Annotated in this window: 19 protein-coding genes; 8 read left to right on the top strand and 11 right to left on the bottom strand. The window is 65.1% G+C overall.

The features are described 5' to 3' along the window. Positions 1-42 precede the first annotated feature (42 nt). Together B5J99_RS14230 and B5J99_RS14225 are read left to right on the top strand one after the other, a co-directional pair. Positions 43-471 (top strand): MAPEG family protein, encoded by a 429-nt coding sequence (locus tag B5J99_RS14230; protein ID WP_054132924.1) that lies wholly within the window; start codon positions 43-45, stop codon positions 469-471. Positions 472-484: 13 nt separating this feature from the next. Beyond that, entirely contained in the window at positions 485-928 is a 444-nt protein-coding gene (locus B5J99_RS14225; RefSeq protein WP_054132925.1) for an MAPEG family protein, read from the top strand. Positions 929-930: 2 nt separating this feature from the next. Here the strand turns inward: B5J99_RS14225 and B5J99_RS14220 are convergent, their stop codons facing one another. Genes B5J99_RS14220 through B5J99_RS14190 form a run of 7 tightly spaced genes read right to left on the bottom strand, consistent with a single transcriptional unit; the run spans position 931 to position 8,986 of the window. After that, positions 931-2,136 carry a class I SAM-dependent RNA methyltransferase gene (locus B5J99_RS14220; RefSeq protein ID WP_245991635.1) on the bottom strand — a complete coding sequence of 402 codons (1,206 nt, stop codon included), beginning with the start codon at positions 2,134-2,136 and terminating at the stop codon, positions 931-933. Next, complete coding sequence (locus tag B5J99_RS14215) at positions 2,126-3,547, bottom strand: NAD(P)H-hydrate dehydratase (RefSeq protein ID WP_245991634.1); 1,422 nt, start codon at positions 3,545-3,547, stop codon at positions 2,126-2,128. The genes B5J99_RS14220 and B5J99_RS14215 overlap by 11 nt, the downstream gene beginning before the upstream one ends. Then, entirely contained in the window at positions 3,540-3,923 is a 384-nt protein-coding gene (locus B5J99_RS14210) for a hypothetical protein (RefSeq protein WP_117352747.1), read from the bottom strand. Before B5J99_RS14210 ends, B5J99_RS14215 begins: the two co-directional genes overlap by 8 nt. Continuing rightward, entirely contained in the window at positions 3,910-5,631 is a 1,722-nt protein-coding gene (gene ilvD / locus B5J99_RS14205) for a dihydroxy-acid dehydratase (protein ID WP_069049950.1), read from the bottom strand. Before ilvD ends, B5J99_RS14210 begins: the two co-directional genes overlap by 14 nt. Before the next feature lie 44 nt (positions 5,632-5,675). After that, positions 5,676-6,410 carry an N-formylglutamate amidohydrolase gene (locus B5J99_RS14200; RefSeq protein WP_117352746.1) on the bottom strand — a complete coding sequence of 245 codons (735 nt, stop codon included), beginning with the start codon at positions 6,408-6,410 and terminating at the stop codon, positions 5,676-5,678. Continuing rightward, positions 6,407-7,315: a 4-(cytidine 5'-diphospho)-2-C-methyl-D-erythritol kinase gene (locus tag B5J99_RS14195; RefSeq protein ID WP_117352745.1), complete on the bottom strand. Its 909-nt coding sequence runs from the start codon at positions 7,313-7,315 to the stop codon at positions 6,407-6,409. Before B5J99_RS14195 ends, B5J99_RS14200 begins: the two co-directional genes overlap by 4 nt. A gap of 18 nt (positions 7,316-7,333) precedes the next feature. Continuing rightward, the gene (locus B5J99_RS14190) at positions 7,334-8,986 is read right to left on the bottom strand and encodes an electron transfer flavoprotein-ubiquinone oxidoreductase (RefSeq protein WP_117352744.1); all 1,653 of its coding nucleotides are present in this window, start codon (positions 8,984-8,986) and stop codon (positions 7,334-7,336) included. A gap of 131 nt (positions 8,987-9,117) precedes the next feature. On the opposite strand from B5J99_RS14190, the gene B5J99_RS14185 reads away from it, so the two are divergent. Genes B5J99_RS14185 through moaB form a run of 3 tightly spaced genes read left to right on the top strand, consistent with a single transcriptional unit; the run spans position 9,118 to position 12,169 of the window. Then, positions 9,118-9,879, top strand: a complete 762-nt coding sequence (locus B5J99_RS14185) for a uracil-DNA glycosylase family protein (protein ID WP_117352743.1) — start codon at positions 9,118-9,120, stop codon at positions 9,877-9,879. A 4-nt stretch (positions 9,880-9,883) separates the two neighbouring features. Continuing rightward, the gene (locus tag B5J99_RS14180; RefSeq protein WP_245991632.1) at positions 9,884-11,638 is read left to right on the top strand and encodes a lytic transglycosylase domain-containing protein; all 1,755 of its coding nucleotides are present in this window, start codon (positions 9,884-9,886) and stop codon (positions 11,636-11,638) included. A gap of 3 nt (positions 11,639-11,641) precedes the next feature. After that, positions 11,642-12,169 carry a molybdenum cofactor biosynthesis protein B gene (moaB, locus tag B5J99_RS14175; protein ID WP_117352741.1) on the top strand — a complete coding sequence of 176 codons (528 nt, stop codon included), beginning with the start codon at positions 11,642-11,644 and terminating at the stop codon, positions 12,167-12,169. A 7-nt stretch (positions 12,170-12,176) separates the two neighbouring features. Here the strand turns inward: moaB and B5J99_RS14170 are convergent, their stop codons facing one another. Beyond that, positions 12,177-13,409, bottom strand: a complete 1,233-nt coding sequence (locus tag B5J99_RS14170; protein WP_117352740.1) for a potassium/proton antiporter — start codon at positions 13,407-13,409, stop codon at positions 12,177-12,179. A gap of 128 nt (positions 13,410-13,537) precedes the next feature. Between B5J99_RS14170 and B5J99_RS14165 the strand changes: the two genes are divergently transcribed. After that, positions 13,538-14,617 (top strand): PA0069 family radical SAM protein, encoded by a 1,080-nt coding sequence (locus B5J99_RS14165; protein WP_117352739.1) that lies wholly within the window; start codon positions 13,538-13,540, stop codon positions 14,615-14,617. A 38-nt stretch (positions 14,618-14,655) separates the two neighbouring features. Further along, on the top strand, positions 14,656-15,480 hold the full coding sequence (locus B5J99_RS14160; protein ID WP_117352738.1) for an SMI1/KNR4 family protein: 825 nt from the start codon (positions 14,656-14,658) through the stop codon (positions 15,478-15,480). Between the two features lie 136 nt (positions 15,481-15,616). On the opposite strand, the gene B5J99_RS14155 is transcribed toward B5J99_RS14160, so the two are convergent. Continuing rightward, positions 15,617-16,930, bottom strand: a complete 1,314-nt coding sequence (locus B5J99_RS14155) for an NAD(P)/FAD-dependent oxidoreductase (protein ID WP_117352737.1) — start codon at positions 16,928-16,930, stop codon at positions 15,617-15,619. 78 nt (positions 16,931-17,008) lie between these two features. Further along, entirely contained in the window at positions 17,009-17,497 is a 489-nt protein-coding gene (locus tag B5J99_RS14150) for a TspO/MBR family protein (protein WP_054132938.1), read from the bottom strand. Between the two features lie 134 nt (positions 17,498-17,631). Between B5J99_RS14150 and B5J99_RS14145 the strand changes: the two genes are divergently transcribed. Then, on the top strand, positions 17,632-19,257 hold the full coding sequence (locus B5J99_RS14145) for a leucyl aminopeptidase family protein (protein WP_117352736.1): 1,626 nt from the start codon (positions 17,632-17,634) through the stop codon (positions 19,255-19,257). Positions 19,258-19,337: 80 nt separating this feature from the next. Here the strand turns inward: B5J99_RS14145 and pcaF are convergent, their stop codons facing one another. Next, entirely contained in the window at positions 19,338-20,540 is a 1,203-nt protein-coding gene (gene pcaF / locus B5J99_RS14140) for a 3-oxoadipyl-CoA thiolase (RefSeq protein WP_117352735.1), read from the bottom strand. Position 20,541: the final 1 nt, after the last annotated feature.

Here is a 20,541-nt window from a genome sequence, read left to right as displayed (position 1 = left end):
GACGCAGTTTCCTTCCCTGTATCGCAGGGGAGGGAACTGCCGATGTCCGCCAACATACTCACGCCAGCCGCGGTGCTGGTGCTCTGGTCGCTTGTCATGCTGTTCTGGATGGCCGGAACGCGGCTACCGGCAGCCAGGAAAATGGGTGTCGACATTTCGCAGGCCACTGGTGGCCGGGGAAGCGATCTCGACCCCGCACTGCCCCCGCAGGTGGCCTGGAAATCCCACAACTACGCGCACCTCATGGAACAGCCGACGATCTTCTATGCAACCATTGCGATCATCGCGATCGCCGGTGCCGGCACCGATGGCCTGAACGTCGCTCTCGCCTGGGGCTATGCGCTGATCCGGATCGTGCACAGTATCTGGCAGGCCACGGTGAACAAGGTCCAGACCCGCTTCCTGCTGTTCCTCGCCTCGACACTGTGCCTCATCGTGCTGGCCGTTCGCGCCCTGCTCGCCACGCTCTGAAGGAAACGCACCCATGACCAGCGCCATTCTCCAACCCGTCGTCATCCTTCTCGCCTGGACCATGGTCATGTGGCTGTGGATGTACGTCACCCGCATACCGGCGATGCAGCGCGCCAAGATCGATGTCGCCAATCTCAAGGGTGGCACCGGAAAGGACCTCGATGCCGTGCTGCCTCCAGAGGTCCAGTGGAAAGCGCATAATTACAATCACCTGCTGGCTGAACCTACGGTCTTTTATGCGGTGTGTATCGTACTGGCCATTATCGGTCATGGAGAAGGCATGAACCTTGCCGTCGCGTGGCTGTATGTTGCGCTGCGAGTGGCGCACAGCCTGCTGCAGGCGACCGTCAACCGCGTCGCGATCCGCTTCCTGCTGTTCGCCTCATCCAGCCTGTGCCTGATCGTGCTGGTCTTTCATGCGGCCATTCCGATCTTCGACCTGCATCTGCACGGCTGAAATCAGCCGGCGCGGACGAATTCGCTGGCCAATTCGACATGGGTTGACCAGCGGAACTGCCCGACCGGCCACACCGTCTTGAGCTCGAACCCGGCATCGCACAGGGTCCGCGCATCGCGGGCGAAGGTCGCCGGGTTGCAGCTCACATAGCATAACCGCTTGAGGCTGGACGCGGCGATGGCGGCGATCTGCGCCTCGGCCCCGGCGCGCGGCGGATCGAGCACCAGCCCGTCGAAGCGGCTAAGCATGTCGGCCTGCAGCGGATTGCGGAACAGATCGCGATGCTCGGCAAACACCGGCAGCTGGCGCGCATTGGCCGCCTGGGTCAGCGCCAGCACCGGATCGCGCGCGGCCTCTGCGGCATAAAGCTTGCGCCCCGGCTCGCTCAAGTGGAAGGCAAAGCTGCCAAGGCCTGCAAACAGGTCCGCGACCATCCGTGCACCCGCCAGCGCCTCGCGCGCGGCTGCCGCCAGGGCGGCTTCGCCATCGGTGGTGGCCTGCAGGAAGCTCGCATGCGGGAAGCGCACCGCGACATCGCCAAAGCTCACCGTCACCGGCACCGGTTCATATTGGGTCTCGGGGCCATAGCCCTGATCGATCGACAGCCGGGCAAGGCCCTGCGTCTCGGCAAAGGCAGACAGCATCTCATGCTCGGCGACGCTGCTCGGTGCCAACCCCGTGATCAGCACGTCGATGCCCTGGTCGATCTCGGCAAGTTCGACCTGGCCTGACAGCTTGGGCTTGGGCCATTTCGCGACTAGGGTGCGCACCGCCATCATGACGTCAAACAGTCTTGGCGTCACGATCTCGCAGCTGCGGATATTGACCAGATCGTGGCTGCCCTGCCCGGCAAAACCCAGCGTTACCGCCGATTTCATGCGGGTATAGCGCAGGCTTGCGCGCCTGCGGCTGCGCGGGGGCGAGAGGTGGACAGGGCGCACTTCGCTTATGGTTAGGCCCTTGGCGAGCAACGGACCGGTGACGCGCTCTCGCACGAAATCAGCCAGCGCCTCATCATCGAGGTGCTGCAGGCTGCACCCGCCGCATGTGCCGAAATGCGGGCATGGCGGCGTCGCGTGATGCGGGCCGGGGATAACAGCGCCATCGGGCGCGATCGTGTCCCCCGGCGCAGCGCCCGCGACATGACGCCCCGAAGCAGTGACACCATCTCCCCGCGCGGCGACCCGCACGATCTGCTCATCGTTCAAGACAGAACTCCACCGCCAGCGGCAGCGCTTCAGCGAGTTGCCAGGCCGTAAAGGCCGGTCCTGCGTCGCGCGCCGCGCGGTCGTGCAACCAGACCGCCTCTGCCAGCGCATGCAATGTCTCACCATGATTGGCAAGCCGTGCGGCAATGCATCCGGCAAGGACATCGCCGGTGCCCGCCACCGACAGCCAGGCGCAGCGGCGGTCGGCGATGATGGTGCCGCCATCGGGCGCTGCGATCACGCTGTCCGCGCCCTTGTAGAGCACACAGGCGCCAAGCGCCGCAGCGAGCCTCGCGGCGCGAGCGGCCTTGTTGAGGGCCCCGTCCTCCTCGCCTGCCAGCGCGATAAACTCGCCATGGTGCGGGGTGAGCGCAATCGGTGCCTTGCGGTCCCGCACCGCGTCTCGCCGGCTGCCCAGCAGATGCAGCGCATCGGCATCGAGAACCAGCGGGTGCGGACAGGCCAGAGCGGCATCGAGCAGCGCCTCTGCTGCACAATCGCGTCCCAGGCCAGGGCCCGCCAGCACCGCGCCAATGCGCGGATCGCAGAGTGCTTCGGCCACGGCAGCCGCGTCATCCGCACGTTGCCAGACGATATCGGCGGGGAGCATTGCAGGCGGCTCCCCTGCCCCCAGAATCTTGACATAGCCTGCCCCGGTGCCCTGTGCGGCGCGGGCCGCGAGCAACGCTGCGCCGGGCATCGGGCCTGCCAGCACCATAACCAGGCCGCGCCGGTATTTGTGGGAACGGGCATCCGGCGGCGCGATCAGCGGCCTGGTGATCCGGGTTGCGGCGTTGTCCGGTGATGTCACACCGATTTCGATGAGGCTGAGCGTGGCGCAGTCGCTGGCGACCGGCTCCAGCACATGCGCATATTTCAACGCACCCAGCGCCAGGACATGGTCGAATGGCAAGGGATCGTTGAGCCATACCGCGCGATCGGCATCGGCGCCGCTGGGCAGATCGACCGCAAAGCTGCGGCGCGCCCTCAGGACCAGTGCTTTGAACCGATCCCAGACCGGAGCATCGAGGGGCCGCGTCAGCCCGCTGCCGAACAGGCAATCCACGATCTGCGGCGCCGGTACAGCATCGGCCAGCGCGATGACGCCGCCCGCGAACCGCGCCCGCGCCTTGCGCGCGGCCTCGGTACGAGGTTCGGCCAGCGCTGCGACTGTTATCGGCACCCCCTTGTCGCGCAAAAACTGTGCGATAACATAGCCATCACCGCCATTATTGCCGGGACCGCACAGAACGAGCGTCGGGACACAACCGCCGATCCGCCAGATCATTTCGCCGGCGGCGGTTCCCGCACGCAGCATCAGCGCATCGACCGACACGCCGGTATCGAACACCGCCTGTTCAGCCGCGACCATCTGTGCGACCGTCAGAACGGCTGTGCCGGTATCAGCCACCGCCCGCGCCAGGCTTGATCGTCGCGGGAATGCGATAACGGTCCTCGCCCACCGTCAGCTGGATCCGGCCATCGGCGAGCGGCGTGACCACCGCTTCCTCGGCGCCATCGGCCGCGACCAGTCCGCGGCCGTCGCTGACGATCTCGAACCGGCGGAAACCACCATCTGGGTGACGCATCACCAGTTCGCGCCGATCGCCGTTCTGCACGCGCTCGGCGTCGCATTGCTCGGTGAACTCGGTCTCGTTGCCCAGCGCGCAGGCGATGCGGCTGTCATCGCCGCCGCTCGGCAATTCGGCGTCGGACGCCGTCTCGCCCGAGCACGCCGCTGCTGCGCCCGAGAGCAACAGCAGGACGAGCGCGTCAGATGTCCGCATAAACATGCTTTTCCGCCTTGGCGCCGGGATGGGTGAGCGCGCCCTTGCTCGCAGGGCCGACATTCTGCGCATAGCGCCAAAGGGCACCTGCCTGATAGTCGTTCTCGCGCGGTTGCCATGCGGCGCGGCGCTCGGCCAGCACCGCGTCATCGACGAGCAGGTCGATCGTTCCGGCTTCGGCATCGATCGCGATGAGATCGCCGTCCTCGACCAGTGCGATCGGACCGCAATCGGCAGCCTCCGGCCCAACATGGCCGATGCAGAAGCCGCGCGTCGCGCCCGAGAAGCGCCCATCAGTGATCAAAGCGACGCTCTCGCCCATGCCCTGGCCGTAAAGCGCGGCGGTGGTCGACAGCATCTCGCGCATGCCCGGACCGCCCTTGGGACCTTCGTAGCGGATCACGATGACCGAGCCTTCCGCGATCTGGCGCGCCTCTACTGCGGCGAAGCAATCCTCCTCGCAATCGAACACCTGTGCCGGGCCGGTGAACTGCAGCCGCGCCATCCCCGCCACCTTGACGATCGCGCCATCGGGCGCCAGCGAACCCTTGAGGCCGACGACACCGCCGGTGGGGCTGAGCGGCGTCTTGACGTCATAGATCACCTTCTGGTCGGGGTTCCAGGTAACCTCGTCGATGTTCTCTCCCAGCGTCTTGCCGCTCACCGTCATGCAGTTGCCGTGGAGCAGTCCATTGGCGAGCATCGTCTTCATCAGCATGTAGACGCCGCCAGCCTCGTACATGTCCTTGGCGACATAGCGCCCACCGGGTTTGAGATCGGCGATATAGGGTGTCGACTTGAACATCTCGGCGACGTCGAACAGATCGAAATCGATCCCGGCCTCACTCGCCATGGCAGGCAGATGCAGCCCGGCATTGGTCGAGCCACCAGTAGCCGCGACAACGCGTGCAGCATTTTCAAAGGCTTCGCGCGTACAGATATCACGCGGCCTCAGGTTCAGTGCCAGCAGCTCCATCACCTGCTTGCCAGCGGCAATCGCAATATCGGCGCGGCTTTCATAAGGTGCAGGCATCATATTGCTGTTCGGCAGCGAGAGGCCGATCGCCTCTCCCACGCATGCCATGGTATTCGCGGTGAACTGACCCCCGCACGCGCCATGCCCGGGGCAGGCGACCTTTTCCAGCGCGGTCAGGTCCTTGAGCGGGCAGTTGCCTGCGGCATGCTGGCCCACCGCCTCGAACACGTCCACCACGGTCACATCCTTGCCGCCGAAATGGCCGGGCAAGATCGACCCGCCATAGACGAAGATCGACGGTACGTTGAGCCGCAGCATCGCCATCATCATGCCGGGCAGCGACTTGTCGCACCCTGCAAAGCCGACCAGCGCATCATAGCAATGCCCGCGCACCGACAGTTCGACCGAATCGGCGATCACTTCGCGGCTGACCAGCGAGCTCTTCATGCCCTGATGGCCCATGGCGATGCCATCGGTGACGGTGATGGTGTTGAACCGGCGCGGCATTCCGCCGCCTGCGTTCACGCCATCGCGGCACAGATCGGCCTGCGCATTAAGCGTGGTGTTGCACGGCGCGCTGTCGTTGCCCGCGCTGGCGATGCCGACAAAAGGCCGCCCGATCTCCTCCTCGGTCAGCCCCATCGCGTAATAATAGCTGCGATGCGGCGCGCGCTCGGGTCCGACCGAGACGTGGCGGCTGGGCAGTTTCGACTTATCGAACGAATGTGTCATGATGAGGCCTTTCTTTGGTGGCGCTCTTTCCAAAAAGCACGGCTTTACGCAAGTCTGTTGCTGCAGGTCAGCAAAACAGGCGCGAGCGCTTCTGCCATCCGCCGGACGCCCATATCCGAGCCGACATGGTCCTGGCGCATCTCGACGCCCAGATAGGGACGGCCTTGATCCTCGGCATGCAGGTTCATCGTCGCGTTGAGCGCGGTGCCGGCATAGGGCAGTTGGTCACCGACATGCAGCCCCGACTGTTCGAGCAGGGGAATGGCAATGCGCGCAGCGCGGTCGTCGCGGTTGTAGAGAATGCCGATGTCCCAGGGGCGAACCTCTTCGGGCCTGCTGGCGAGGCTTGGTGTAAAACTGTGCAGCGACAGGATGAAGGGTCGCTCAATACTCTCGAGCGAGGCGGCGACCGCGGCATGATAGGGGCGATAGAAGGCCGCCAGCCGGGCCTCGACATCGGCCCCGGCGTTCCCCGGTATCGCGATACCGTCGCTGACTGCGGGGATCAGGCCCGGCGCGTCCTCCTCGCGGTTGAAATCGATCACCAGACGCGACACGCCCGCCAGCACCGCGCCGCAGCCCAGAACCTGGCAGAGCTTTCGCGATACACAGGCCACGCCGATGTCGATCGCGACATGGCGCTGCAGCACGTCATCGGCCACGCCCAGATCGATCCCGGCGGGGACATGATTGCTGGCATGATCGGCCACTATCAGGATGTTGGCACCGGGCGCACCAGGGACGGGCGCAATTATGTCATGGGGCTGGAAGCTGCTCATCGCAGAGTGCCTCGCATGGCCCACCAGTCGGGATACGCGCGGCGGATCGCCTGATGCGCGGCATCGATATCGGCACCGCTGCGAAACAATGCAAAGCAGGTCGCTCCGCTTCCCGACATCCGGGACAGCAGGACCCCGGGCTGCGCATCCAGCGTATCGAGCACGGCACCGATCTCTGGCACCAGCGCGCGCGCCGGCGCTTCCAGGTCGTTGCGTCCGGAATCGATGATCGCAGCAAGGCTGGAACTGTCGAGCGTGCCCCGATCGTGCTGGTCCCAGCCTTTGAACACCGGCGCAGTGCCCAGCGGAATGCCTGGATTGATCAGCAGGATCGGCGTGCCCGCAAGCCTGGGCAGATCAAGCGGCGCAAGCGCCTCGCCGCGCCCCTCCACCCGCAACGTGCGGCTGATCACGCAGGCGGGAATATCCGACCCCAGCGTCTCTCCGATCGCGCATAGCGCCGCATCATCAAGGCCGCACCGCCACAGGCGGTTGAGCAGGCGCAGCGCCGCGGCCGCGTCCGCCGACCCGCCACCGATGCCCGAGGCGACCGGCAGGTTCTTGGTGAGGTAGAGGTTGGCGCCGAATTGTGCGCCCCAATCCGTGTTCGCGAGCGCAGGCGTGGGCCAAGCGTAGAGCTTGAGGCTATTTGCGGCGCGGAGCACCAGATTTTCCGGCCCATCGTCCAGCCCGGCCGCAAACGGTCCATCAATGCTGAGCGCAAGCACGCCATCATCGCGCAGTTCAGCGCGCAGGACATCGCCGCTGTCGACAAAGACAAACAGGCTCTCGATGTCATGATAGCCATCGCCCCGCCGACGCCGCACGTGCAGGGCGAGGTTGACCTTGGCAAAGGCGGTTTCGATCAGCACCACGGCTCCCGCGGGTCGAACCCTTCCCAACATGGGAAGGGTTCAAGGACATCACATGTTCGGATAGTTCGGGCCGCCGCCGCCTTCGGGGACCACCCAGTTGATGTTCTGGCTCATTTCCTTGATGTCGCAGGTCTTGCAGTGGACGCAGTTCTGCGCGTTGATCTGGAAGCGCGGGTTGCCTTCTTCCTCGCCGACGATCTCGTACACCCCAGCCGGGCAGTAACGCTGTGCCGGCTCGTCGTACAAAGGCAGGTTGTAGGTCACCGGCAAGGCCGGATCCTTCAGCTGGAGGTGGACCGGCTGGTCCTCCTCGTGATTGGTGTTCGACAGGAACACCGAGGACAGCCGGTCGAAGGTGATCACGCCGTCGGGCTTTGGATAATCAGGCTTCCGGTACATGTCCGCCCGGCCCATGTGCTTGTAGTCGGGGTCGTGCTTCATGGTGATCGGAAGGCCGATGCGCAGCTGGCGCATCCACATGTCGATCCCAGCCAGCACCGTGCCCATGGTGCCGCCGAACTTGTCGACCAGCGGCTCGACATTCTGCACCTTCTTGAGCTCTTCGGCGATCCAGCTGGCGTTGAGCGTTTCCTGATAATCCGCCAGCTCATCCGAACTGCGATCCGCCTGGATCGCGCGGAAGGCGCTTTCGGCGGCGAGCATGCCCGATTTCATCGCGGTATGGCTGCCCTTGATGCGCGGCACGTTGACGAAGCCCGCGCTGCATCCGATCAGCGCGCCGCCCGGGAAGGCAAGCTTGGGCACCGACTGCCAGCCGCCCTCATTGATCGCACGCGCGCCGTAAGAAACGCGCTTGCCGCCTTCCAGGATTGCGCGGATTTCTGGGTGCAGCTTCCAACGCTGGAACTCCTGGAACGGCGCCAGATGCGGGTTCTGGTACGAAAGCGCCACCACGAAGCCCAGCGCGACCTGGCCATTGGCCTGGTGATACAGGAAGCCCCCGCCCCAGGCATCGTCGAGCGGCCAGCCCTGGGTGTGGATCACACGGCCCGGGACGTGCTTCTTGGGGTCGATGTCCCACAGCTCCTTGAGGCCGATGCCATAGGTCTGCGGCTCGCAATTGGCTTCCAGATCGAACTGGCGCTTGAGGATCTTGGTAAGATGGCCGCGCGCGCCTTCGGCAAAGAAGGTGTAGCGTGCGTGCAGCTCGAGACCGGGCGTGTAGTCGGCCTTGTGCTCGCCGTCCCGACCGATCCCCATGTCGCCGGTGGCGACACCCTTGATCGAGCCATCCTCGTTGTACAGGATCTCCGCGGCGGCAAAGCCCGGGAAAATCTGGACTTCGAGCTCTTCGGCCTTTTCAGCAAGCCAGCGGCACAGATTGCCCAGGCTGCCGGTATAGGTGCCCTTGTTGTGCATGAATCCGGGAGTCGCCAGATGCGGGATCGCGAACTTGCCGGTCTTGCTGAGCACCCAGTGATGGTTCTCGGTCACCGGGGTTTCCGCCATCGGGCAGCCCTGCTCACGCCAGGCGGGGAGCAGCTCGTCGAGCGCGCGCGGGTCGATCACCGCGCCCGAAAGAATGTGCGCGCCGACTTCCGAGCCCTTCTCGATGACGCAGACTTCGATTTCCGCGTTGTTTTCCGCAGCCAGCTGTTTGAGCCGGATCGCCGCAGCAAGGCCGGCAGGGCCTGCGCCGACAATCACGACGTCAAAAGGCATGGATTCGCGTTCACTCATCGTTCGTTCCCCGTTGCTCAGGACCGGTCCTATGCCATAAGGACAAATGCAATGGACCTTCCGTTCCTCTCCAATAGTGCCGCGTGGCGCAAGTCAACCCGCTTTGGCGTCGGGCGATCGTGCTTTGTGCGATGAGCGATGAGCTGAAGCTGGTCCAAAGCCTGCTCGATTGGTGGCAGCTGGCCGGGGTCGAATGGGACTATACCGAGAGCCCCAACGACTGGCTGGCGGACGATCCGGCACCACAGACGCGCAGCGTTGCGCCGCTGATATCCCAATCTCCGGTGTCGTCCCCTCCCCGCCCGGCAGCGGTCGCAGCGCAGCCCAAGCCCGCGCCAGCGATCACGGTTGCGCTGCCCGATGATCTCGCAGCGTTCCAGCAGGCATGGAGCGAGGGAGCGCTTGGTCCCGATGGAGGCGATGGAGGCTGTCTTGCGCCGCATGGGGCGGTGGGCGCCAAGGTCATGGTGATCACCGCGGCGCCAGAGCGTGACGACGAAACCACGGTCCTTTCGGGCAAAGCGGGCAAGCTGATCGTCAATATCGCCGCTGCGGCGGGCTTTGCGCCCGAGACCCTGTACCGTGCATCCTATTTTCCGCGGGTCGTGCTCGACGGCAGGGCAGCGGCCGAGCATGTCGATGCTTGGCGCCGGATCGCCATGCATCATATCACCCTTGTGCAGCCCGAATTGCTGGTGGTTGCAGGCGGAGACACCGCCAGAGCGCTGCTGGGACACGATCCATCGCAAAAGCCACCAGTTTTACATTTTCTTAACCATGGTGGCGGAACTGTCAAAACGGTTGTCATGCGCAAGCCCAGCCTGATGTTTCATCGCATCGCGCAGGAGAAGGCCATGGCGTGGCAAAGCTGGCAATTGCTGCTTGTGGAGTAGAATTTTGCGCAAGAAAGCATGGATGATCGCCGCGGGCGCACTTGTGATGGCCAGCCAGCCTGTGTGGGCCGAAACCTCGTCCTACAGCTATTTTTCCGATCGCGTCGCCAAGACGCAGGTGCCCGACCAGCTGTCGTCTTCGGACCGCCAGTTCTATGCCGAGGTCTTCGGCGCGATCCGCGGCCAGAACTGGTCGCGGGCAGCCGAGCTGCTCGACAGCCGCGACAAGGGGCTGCTGCACGATATCGCGCGCGCCGAACTGTTTCTGGCGGCCAACTCCCCCCGGGTCGAGATGGGTCCGCTGCTGAGCCTGCTCAACGCAGCGCCCGAACTCCCGCACGCCGAACGTCTGGCCGGCCTTGCCACCAAGCGCGGCGCGACGATCCTGCCCGACCGACCGATGACGGTGAAGATGGCCAGCTTTGCCGGCGTGACCCGTCGCGGCAAGCCCCGCAGCGTCTCCGATGGCACGGTGCCATCCGCGCTTGCCGCCCTTATCCAGGAGCGGATCGTCGCAGACGACCCCGCCGGCGCCGCCGCCGCGCTTTCGGAATACCCCGATCCGCTCAGCCCGCATGCGCGCACCGAGCTGCAGCAGCGGGTGGCGTGGTCCTATTACATCGAGAACCGCGACGACGAAGCGCTCGACCTGGCCCGGGCTGCCGCCAATGGCGCTGGCGACTGGGTGGGTGAAGCGCACTGGACGGCCGGCCTTGCCGGATGGCGGCTGGGCAACTGCACCGCCGCGCTGCAAGGCTTCGAAGGCGCCGCTGCCAATGCCTGGAACGAGGAGCTCCGCGCTGCGGGCTATTACTGGGCATCGCGCGCCGCGACGCGCTGCCGTCGCCCCGATCTGGTCCAGGCCAATCTGCGGGCAGCCAGCCAGTATGGCGAAACGCTTTATGGCGTGCTGGCAACCGAACAGCTGGGCATGGCGGGCACCACCGTGCGCGCACCCGATTTCAACGATAGCGACTGGAAGCAGCTGAAGGACCGCGCCAATGTGCGGCGCGCCATCGCGCTCGGCCAGATCGGCGAATCGACGCTGGCCGATCAGGTGCTGCGCCACGAAGCGCAGATCGCAGGCGACAGCGCGCACGATGCGCTGCTGCGGCTGGCACGTGACCTTTCGATGCCGCAGACCCAGATGTGGCTGGCGCACAACGGGCCGCAGGGCAGCCGCCCCGACAGCTTTGCTCGCTTCCCTTCGCCGCGCTGGGTGCCGCTGGATGGCTGGCGGGTCGACCCTGCTTTAGTCTATGCGCACACCTTGCAGGAATCGAACTTCCGCAGCGATGCGCGCAGCCCTGCAGATGCACGCGGGCTGATGCAGGTCCGCCCCGGCACTGCGCAGGACATGGCGCGCGCTCGCGGCCAGTCGCTCGATGCCAGCGCGCTCTACCAGCCGACGATCAACCTGGAATATGGCCAGCGCTATCTGGAATTCCTGCGCGACCGCCCCGAAACCCAGGGGCTGCTGCCCAAGATCATCGCGGCATACAACGCGGGGCCATTACCGGTCAGCCGCTGGAACACCGAGGTCAAGGACAATGGCGATCCGCTGCTGTTCATCGAATCGATCCCCTATTGGGAAACCCGCGCCTATGTCGGCATCATCCTGCGCAACTACTGGATGTACGAGAAGCAGGCAGGGGTGACCTCGAAAAGCGCACAAGGGCTCGCGCAGGGCATGTGGCCGCGTTTCCCGCACGCAGGCGGAATGGAGCTTGTGCGCGTCGGCACGACCTACAATAACTAAGCGATGGCCATCGACGAATCCCGGGTCTTCAGGCCCATCAACATCGCGCTGCTGACGATATCGGACACGCGCACCGCTGCCGACGACACGTCGGGGGATATCCTTGCCGGTCTGATCAAGGCCAAGGGCCATCGACTGATCACCCGCGCGATCGAGCGCGACGATGTCGGCGCCCTGGTCAGCCGGCTCAACAACTGGATTGACGATCCGGAGATCGACGCGATCATCTCCACCGGCGGGACGGGCCTGACCGGGCGCGACATCACCCCAGAGGCGCTCGACCGGGTGAAGGAAAAGGACATTCCGGGCTTTGGCGAGCTGTTCCGCTGGCTGAGCTACAAGACCATCGGCACCAGCACGGTGCAATCAAGGGCGTGCGCGGTGCTGTCGCGCGGTACCTATATCTTCGCCCTGCCCGGATCGAATGGGGCGGTGAAGGATGGCTGGAACGGTATTCTCGACGAGCAACTCGACAGCCGCAACCGCCCCTGCAATTTCATCGAACTGATGCCGAGGCTGCGCGAGAAATAGGCGCAGCTCAGGGCGCCTTGATGGCGAGCAGCGCCGATCGCGGCTTGTCATTCGCGCCGATCCCCAGGCGCTTAGCTACCCATTTCATGCTCGGCCCCTGGATCACGCTCGACAACAGCACCACGAAGAACACGATGTTGAAGATCGTGAACGCGCCCGGCACGCCCGCCACCATCGGGAAGGTCGCGAGCACGATCGGCACCGCGCCGCGCAGCCCCGCCCAGGACACGAAGAGCTTGGCGCGCCAGTCGAGCGAACGGAACGGGGCAAGGCAGATGAACACGCTGACCGGACGCGCGACCAGCATCAATACGAAGGTGATGCCAAGCCCGGGCACGATCACGTCGACCAGATTGGTGGGCGCCACCAGCAGTCCTAGCGTCAGGAACATCACCACCTGCCCCAGCCACGCGAGGCCATCCTGGAAGGTCGAGATGATCCGCCGCGCGGCATAGCTGCGGTTGCCCGCGACCAGCCCGGCGATATAGGCCGCAAGGAACCCGTTGCCGCCGATCACTTCGGCCAGCCCATAGGCGATCAGCGCGGCGGCGATCGAGATCACGAACGCCAAGCCGCTGCTGCGATAATGCTTGCGCTTCAAAAGCTCAGGCAGCAGCCAGCCGATGCCAAGCCCGATCACCACGCCCATCGCCATCTGCCCGGCAAAATCGGGCAACAGCCCCAGCGGCGACGCGCCCGGCTGGGTTATGAACAGCAGGGCCGCGCCGACCATAAAGATCGCCATCGGATCGTTGGTTCCCGATTCGAGCTCGATCAACGCAGGCACATCGCCTTCCAGATCAAGCCCGGTCGAGCGCAGAATGGCGAACACCGCCGCGGCATCGGTCGATGCGACCACCGATCCCAGCAGGAACCCCTGGAACCAGGTGAACTTGAGCAGCAGCACCGCAGCGCTTGCAGTGATCAGCGCGCTGATCAGCACCCCGAAGGTCGCCAGCACTAATGCAGGCCGCACCATCCGCTTCACCGCCTGCCAGCTGGTGTCCATTCCTCCCGAAAAGAGAATGAAGATGAGGCAGGCCACGCCAACCCCTTGCGTCAGCACATAATCGTTGAACGCGATGCCACCGGGTCCGTCGACCCCGGCGAGCATCCCGAGCCCCAGAAATCCGATCAAGGCGGGAAGACCGAAGCGGCTGGTCAGCGTGCCTGCCATCACCGTGGTCAGCAACAGAGTGCCGATGACCAGCAGCGCGATGGGGAGGGGAACAGTCAACATCGAGCCTTCAGAGCATCCCCACCGGGCTATGGCAAGACAAAGGCCCCGGCGACTGCCTTCAGACGCGATGAACAGTTGCCCGATCGTTGGAGATTGCAATTGTTCCCGCTTTGTTTCATGATGGGACCATGACGAACCTACCGTCACCCAAAGGCCGCGGTGCCCCGCTCAATCTGGAATCCAGGCGCTTCCGATTGCCTGAGCGGCAGGTCGACGGCGACTGGCTCGATGCGCTGGTGTCGATCGACGACACCCCTCCCCCGCTGCGGACCACGGTCACCATCGAGCATCCGCGCTCGATTCTGTCACGCAACACCTCGCCCGATCTGCCGTTCGACCAGTCGGTGAATGCCTATCGCGGCTGCGAGCATGGCTGCATATATTGCTATGCGCGGCCCACGCACGCCTGGCTCGACCTGTCGCCGGGGCTCGATTTCGAGAGCCGCCTGTTCGCCAAGCCCGATGCGGCAAAGCTGCTGCGCGCGACGCTGCGCAAGCCGGGCTATGTCCCCAAGGTCATCGCGCTGGGCACCAACACCGATCCCTATCAGCCGATCGAGGCCGAGTACCGCATCACCCGCTCGATCCTCGAGGTGTGCCTCGAGGCGCGCAATCCAGTGGCGATCACCACAAAGTCGGACCGGGTGCTGGCCGACATCGATCTGCTGGCAGAGATGGCGCGGCACGATCTGGTGGCGATCGCGCTGTCGGTGACGACGCTCGACGGGTCGATTGCGCGCACGCTGGAGCCGCGCGCCGCAAGCCCGCGCAAAAGGCTGGCGGCGATCCGCGCGCTGGCAGATCGCGACATCCCGGTGCACATGAACGTCTCGCCGGTGATCCCCGCCATCACCGACCACGAGATAGAGGCGGTGGTCGCCGCCGGGGCCGGGGCGGGCGCGCTGTCGGCCTCGTTCATCCCGGTCCGCCTGCCGCACGAGGTCGCGCCTCTCTTTCGCGCCTGGCTCGACGCCCATTTCCCCGACCGCGCGAGCAAGGTGATGAGCATCATCCAGGACATGCGCGGCGGGCGCGACAATGACCCCGATTTCGGGACACGGATGCGCGGGCAAGGCCCGTGGGCCGAGCTGATCCGCACCCGCTTTCGCATCGCGCTCAAGCGCGCGGGACTGAACCGTCATGCATGGAAGCTGTCGGTCGAGGGGTTCCGCGCGCCTGCCAACGGGATGCAGGGGGAATTGTTTTAACGGGGGCAATTGCCCGCATTTGAGCAGCGTGAAAGGACATGGATCGAACAAGACGCAACCTGCTGATCGGCGGCCTGGCTGTTGGTATGCTCGCGCTTGGCGGGCTGCTGCGTGAAGCCTTCGGCACGCGTCGGCACAACAGAAGGATCATGACGGAAATGACTGATATTCCCGAACGCCCCGCTGGCAACCCGAAGCCGATGCTTGAAGAGGACATCGCGCCGGTGCTTGCGCGGCTTGATGCCTGGTTCGCGGCCAACCTGCCGCTGCCCCAACATGGGTTCAATCCACCAGCGACCGAAGCTCAGATCGACGAGATCGAGCAATTGATGGGTCTGAAGCTGCCTCAGTCGTACCGCGATCTCTACCGCTGGCACGACGGAGAAAATGACGCAATTTCGGGCCACATCTATGGCCTCCCCTTATTGCCGCTGCACCAGGTTATGGCAGAGCACCAGTCGTGGCAGGATGCGCTCGAGGGAATCGACGGCGACGCTTACGCTATTCCCGGCGGATCCTGGCCCGAAGGCGCAGTGGACCCGGCCTATATCAATCTTCGGTGGCTGCCGTTGACCGGCGACGGCGGAGGTAACAGTATCGGCCTGGATTTCGATCCCTGGCCGGCAGGCAGGGTTGGCCAGGTCATCATCTTCGGGCGTGATGAAGAGGTGAAGGTCGTGCTCGCGCAATCGCTCGGGCAGTTCCTCGAATGGATCGCAGGACTTCTGGAGAGCGGAAATTTCGAACTCGTGCCAATCGAGGGCGAGGAACCGTTGCACAGCTTCCAGTTAAAGGAGCCGTCCATAGAGCACTTCCACGATGCGGCTCGTGCTCTCCTTGGCGCTCCGGATCCTTATGTGTAACATGAAGGTGGGCGCAAGGAACGGCACCTAAGCGTGTGCCGAAAGGCGGGCTTTGCAGCTGCCTTATACCAATTTCGAGCGGCGCTCGGCTTGAGCCGAGCCGGAACGGGCAGCTATGTCCGCCCCAGCCCGACCTTCAATGCAGCTTCAGCTTGGGCCGAACGATCTGGTTCACATGGCCGATGACGATCAGCGAGACGCCGCGCCACCAGCCATGGATCGCGATCAGGTGCATGCGATAGAGCGATTGGTAGGCCCAGCGCGCCAGCCGGCCCTCCACCGCCATGCGCCCGCCGACAAGGTTGCCCATCAGGCTGCCGACGGTCGAGAATCGACTCAATGACACCAGCGAGCCATGGTCCTTGTAGACGAAGTCCTTTAGCGGCTTGCCCGTCTGCACCCGGCAGAGATTGTCGAAGATGTGGCTCGCCATCTGGTGCGCGGATTGCGCGCGCGGCGGGATGGGGCGTTCCTCGCCCGGCAATGTGCACGAGGCGCAGTCGCCCAGTGCGAAGATATGGTCGTCCAACGTCGTCTGCAGCGTCGGCTTGACCACGAACTGGCCAAGGCGGTTGAGCTCGAGATCGCTCATCTCGTTGACGCCATCGGCGCCCTTCACCCCGGCGGCCCAGACGATCAGATCGGCGGGGATGATCTCGCCCTGCTTGGTCTCCACTGAATGCTCGGCAACGCTGACGACCTGCGTGTTCTCGCGGACGCTGACGCCCAACTGCTCGAGTTCGTGCTTGGCCACCCCGGCCAGCTCGGCATCGATCTGCGGCAGGATGCGCGGCCCCGCCTCGACCAGTGTCACCTCGAGCTTGCTCTCGTCGAACACCTCGAGCCCGTAATTCCTGAGCGCCTTGGCGGCGTTATAGAGCTCGGCGGAAAGCTCCACCCCTGTCGCTCCGCCGCCGATAATGCAGATACGCACGCGCGCGTCGGCATTGCCGGTGTTGTGTTCGTGGTTGGCGCGCAGACACGCATTCAGCAGCCGCTGACGGAAGCTGTCGGCCTGCGCGCGATGCTCGAGGAACTGCGCGTGTTCGCGCACGCCCGGCGTACCGAAATCATTGGAGACGCCGCCAAAGGCCAGCACCAGATAATCGTAGCGGATCTTGTGGCGGCCGATCACCTCGCGGCCCTGATCGTCGATCAGCGGCGCGGTGGTGATGTGCTTGGTGTCGCGATCGATGCTCTCCAGCGTGCCGTTGAAGAACCGATAGCCCCAGCGTACGGCGTGCCCACCATAGCCGACTTCGTCGAGATTGGCATCGAGCGAGCCGGCGGCGACTTCGTGCAGCAGCGGCTTCCAGATATGGGTCTGATTGCGGTCGACCAGAATGATGTCGTGCTTGTCGCGTCCGTACTTGCTGCCCAGCCTGCGCACCAGCTCAAGCCCGCCTGCCCCGCCGCCGACAACCACGATCTGCGTCTTCTGATCGGTCACGTTACCCCCTTGAAAAGTGTCAAGCAGAGTTAACACATTTTGCCCAAAGGCAAAGTGCTTTGGGCGCTCCGCTGCAAATCAGGACGTGCTGGCTGTCCCGAACGGCCGGTTCAACTGGACGATCTTCGCGTTGAGGACCGAAGCGAAGCTGACCCAGACAAGGTACGGAACAATCAGCCAGCTTGCGAGAACCGAATAGGGCCGCAGCCAGATGCACATCGCAAACACCGACGACCAGAGGAACACCACCTCGATCTGCGCCCAGTCTGGCCTGTGCAGCTTGAAAAACAGCGGCGACCAGAGGAAGTGGAACACGAAATTGGCAGCATACAGCGCGATGATGATGCCGCGATCCGCGTCGGTCGCAGCGCCGTTCCATGCCAGCACCAGCGCCCAGGCGGCGAGCCCCAGGATGATCGTCCAGGCCGGGCCGAACAACCAGTCGGGTGGCTGCCAGCTCGGCTTTTTCAGGTTCTTGTACCAGCTACCGATCTCGGTCAGCAGGCCGCCCGCTCCGCCCAGAATGACGGCCCAGGCGATGGCGGCGATGACGATGGGGCTGAACATGCTTCGACAATGGGGTGGCAACCCGCCATGCGCAATGGCCGATGTCGCTCCGGCCCGGATAAAGGCTTGCCGCCCCGCAGCCAAGCTGCTGAAATGGCAGGCATAGCAGACCAAAATCAAAGGGTGCCCCAGACATGTCCACTGTTCGCAAAGCCATCGCCGCGTCCCTGTCGTTTGCGCTCGCGGGAACCGCGCTCGCCTCTCCTGCCCTGGCGCAGGGCCGCAGCGACGCGGTCGCGCCATCTCTTACGCTCAAGGCGGCCAAGTCCCAGCACCGCGCGGTGACCTTTGCCGCCGCCCCCGCGCAGATGGCAGGAACGCTGGTTCTGCCGCTGACCGGCGAGGCCGATCTGGCCACGCGTGCCAGCGCGCTGAGCGATGCCGAACGCGATGCCATCGCCCGCGCGCTCAAGGCCGCCGAGTTCGACTACAAGGGCCAAGGCTCGCTGTCGCTGCGCGGGATCGGCGGATGGGACCGGATCCATGTCGTCAGCACCGGAACCAACATGAGCCCTGCGGCGATCCAGAAGCTCGGCGTGATGGCGGGACGCGCGCTGATGAAGGACAAGGGGCCGCTCACCGTGATGGCAGGTGGACTGCCTGCCGAGGCCGTGGCCGAGCTCGCCACCGGCATGGGCATCGGCGAATACCGCTCTGACCTGTATCAGGCCAAGGCGCGCGATGCTGCACCGATGGCGGGTACCGTCATCGTGGGCGACACGGCGGGCGCGGCGCGGGCGCTGTATGAGGGCCGCGGCAAGGCGCTGGTGGAGGCCATGGCCTTTGCCCGCGACCTCTCCAACGAGCCTGCCAACGTCATCTATCCCGAAAGCTTCGTCGAACGCACCCTCGCAGCCTTTGCCGGGGTGCCGGGCGTCAGCATCGAGGCGCTCGATGTGCCCGCGATGGAGCGGCTGGGGATGGGCTCGATCCTCGGCTCGGGCCGGGGCTCGGCGCGACCGCCGCGCATGCTGATCGTGCGCTACACCGGACGCGGCGCGTCATCTGCCGGGCCAGTGGTGCTCGCCGGCAAGGGCATCACCTTCGACAGCGGTGGCATCTCGATCAAGAACAGCGGCGGCATGGGCGACATGAAGTTCGACATGTCGGGCGCGGCCAGCGTGGTCGGCGCGGTGCTGGCGCTGTCGAAATCGCGCGCGCCGGTCGATGTCGTCGCTATCGCCGCGCTGTCCGAGAACATGCCCGATGGCAATGCGGTGCGCCCCGCCGATGTGCTGCAGGCGATGAACGGCAAGACGATAGAGATCATCTCGACCGATGCCGAGGGACGGCTCGTGCTGGCAGATGCAGTGGCCTATGCCGATGCCAAGCTGAACCCGGCTGCGATCGTCGACATGGCGACGCTGACCGGATCGATCGTCACCGCGCTTGGCGATGATTATGCCGGAATGTTCAGCCGCCATGATCCGCTGGCGACGCAGCTGCTGCAGGCGGGCGAGGCGAGCGGCGATGATCTGTGGCGGATGCCGCTTCACGCCAGCTATGCCGACGACACCAAATCGACCATCGCCGACATCAAGAACTCTGGGGCCAGCGGCGCTGGCGCGGGGGCGGGCGCGCATTTCATCGGCGCGTTTGTCAAGCCCGAAACCCCCTGGGCGCATATCGACATCGCGGGCATGGCCTGGGGGGGCGCGAGCGACGTCAAGGCCGCCGGATCGACCGGCTATGGCGTACGCCTGCTCGAAGCGTTCGTGCGCAACTTCCAGCCGGTGCCCAAGATCGCTGCGGCGGACTGATACCGCCGCGACGGCTGTCCCCGTCATGCCTGCGCGTGCGGGCGTGACGAAGACGGCTAGCGACGGACCGGATTGCCGGACTACACCCGCTCGATCAGCATCGCGATGCCCTGCCCCACGCCGATGCACATGGTGGCAATGGCATAGCGACCGCCGGTGCGGGCGAGCTCTTCGGTCGCGGTCAGCGCCAGCCGCGCGCCCGACATGCCCAGCGGATGGCCGAGCGCGATCGCCCCGCCATTGGGATTCACATGGTCCGCATCTTCGGGCAGGCCAAGCTGGCGCAGCACGGCCAGCCCCTGCGCAGCAAAGGCCTCGTTGAGCTCGATCACATCGACATCGGCCAGCCTGACCCCGGTGCGCGCGAGCAGCTTCTGTACCGCAGGCGCGGGGCCGATTCCCATGATCCGTGGCGGCACGCCGGCGACGGCGGTGCCGATGATGCGCGCACGCGGAGTAAGGCCATGGCGCGATGCCGCAGCTTCGGACGCAACGATCAGCGCCGCAGCGCCATCATTGACCCCGCTGGCATTGCCCGCAGTCACCGTGCCTCCGGACCGGACGATCGGCTTCAGGGCCGCCAGCGCCTCGATCGACGTCATGCGCGGATGCTCGTCGGTGTCGATGATCAGCGGATCGCCCTTGCGCTGGGGGATGGTCACCGCAACGATCTCGGCCGCAAGCCGACCCGAAGCCTGGGCCGCGGCAGCACGCTGCTGGCTGCGCAGCGCGAACGCATCCTGATCGGCGCGGTTGATGGCGAAATCGTCAGCCACATTCTCTGCGGTCTCGGGCATCGAATCGATCCCGTGCACCGCCTTCATCAGCGGGTTGACGAACCGCCAGCCGATGGTCGTGTCATACACCGCATTGTCGCGCGCAAAGGCGCTGCCCGCCTTGGGCATCACGAAGGGCGCGCGGGTCATGCTTTCGACGCCGCCTGCGATCATCATGTCGGCATCGCCTGCGCGGATCGCGCGTGCAGCAGAGCCAACCGCATCCAGCCCCGAACCGCACAGACGGTTGATGGTACCCCCGCCAACGTTGTCGGGGAGGCCTGCCAGCAAAGCCGCCATCCTCGCGACGTTGCGATTGTCCTCGCCTGCCTGGTTGGCGCATCCCATCAGCACATCGTCGATGCCTTCGGGATCGAGCCTGGCATTGCGGCTGAGCAGCGCGCGCAGCACCACGGCGGCCAGATCGTCGGGCCGCACGGTCGCAAGCCCGCCGCCGTAGCGCCCGATGGGGGTGCGAACGGCATCGCAGATGAACGCTTGGGTCATT

Source organism: Blastomonas fulva (assembly GCF_003431825.1).
Classification (GTDB): Bacteria; Pseudomonadota; Alphaproteobacteria; order Sphingomonadales; family Sphingomonadaceae; genus Blastomonas; species Blastomonas fulva.
This window is presented reverse-complemented; position numbering and strand designations above follow the sequence as displayed.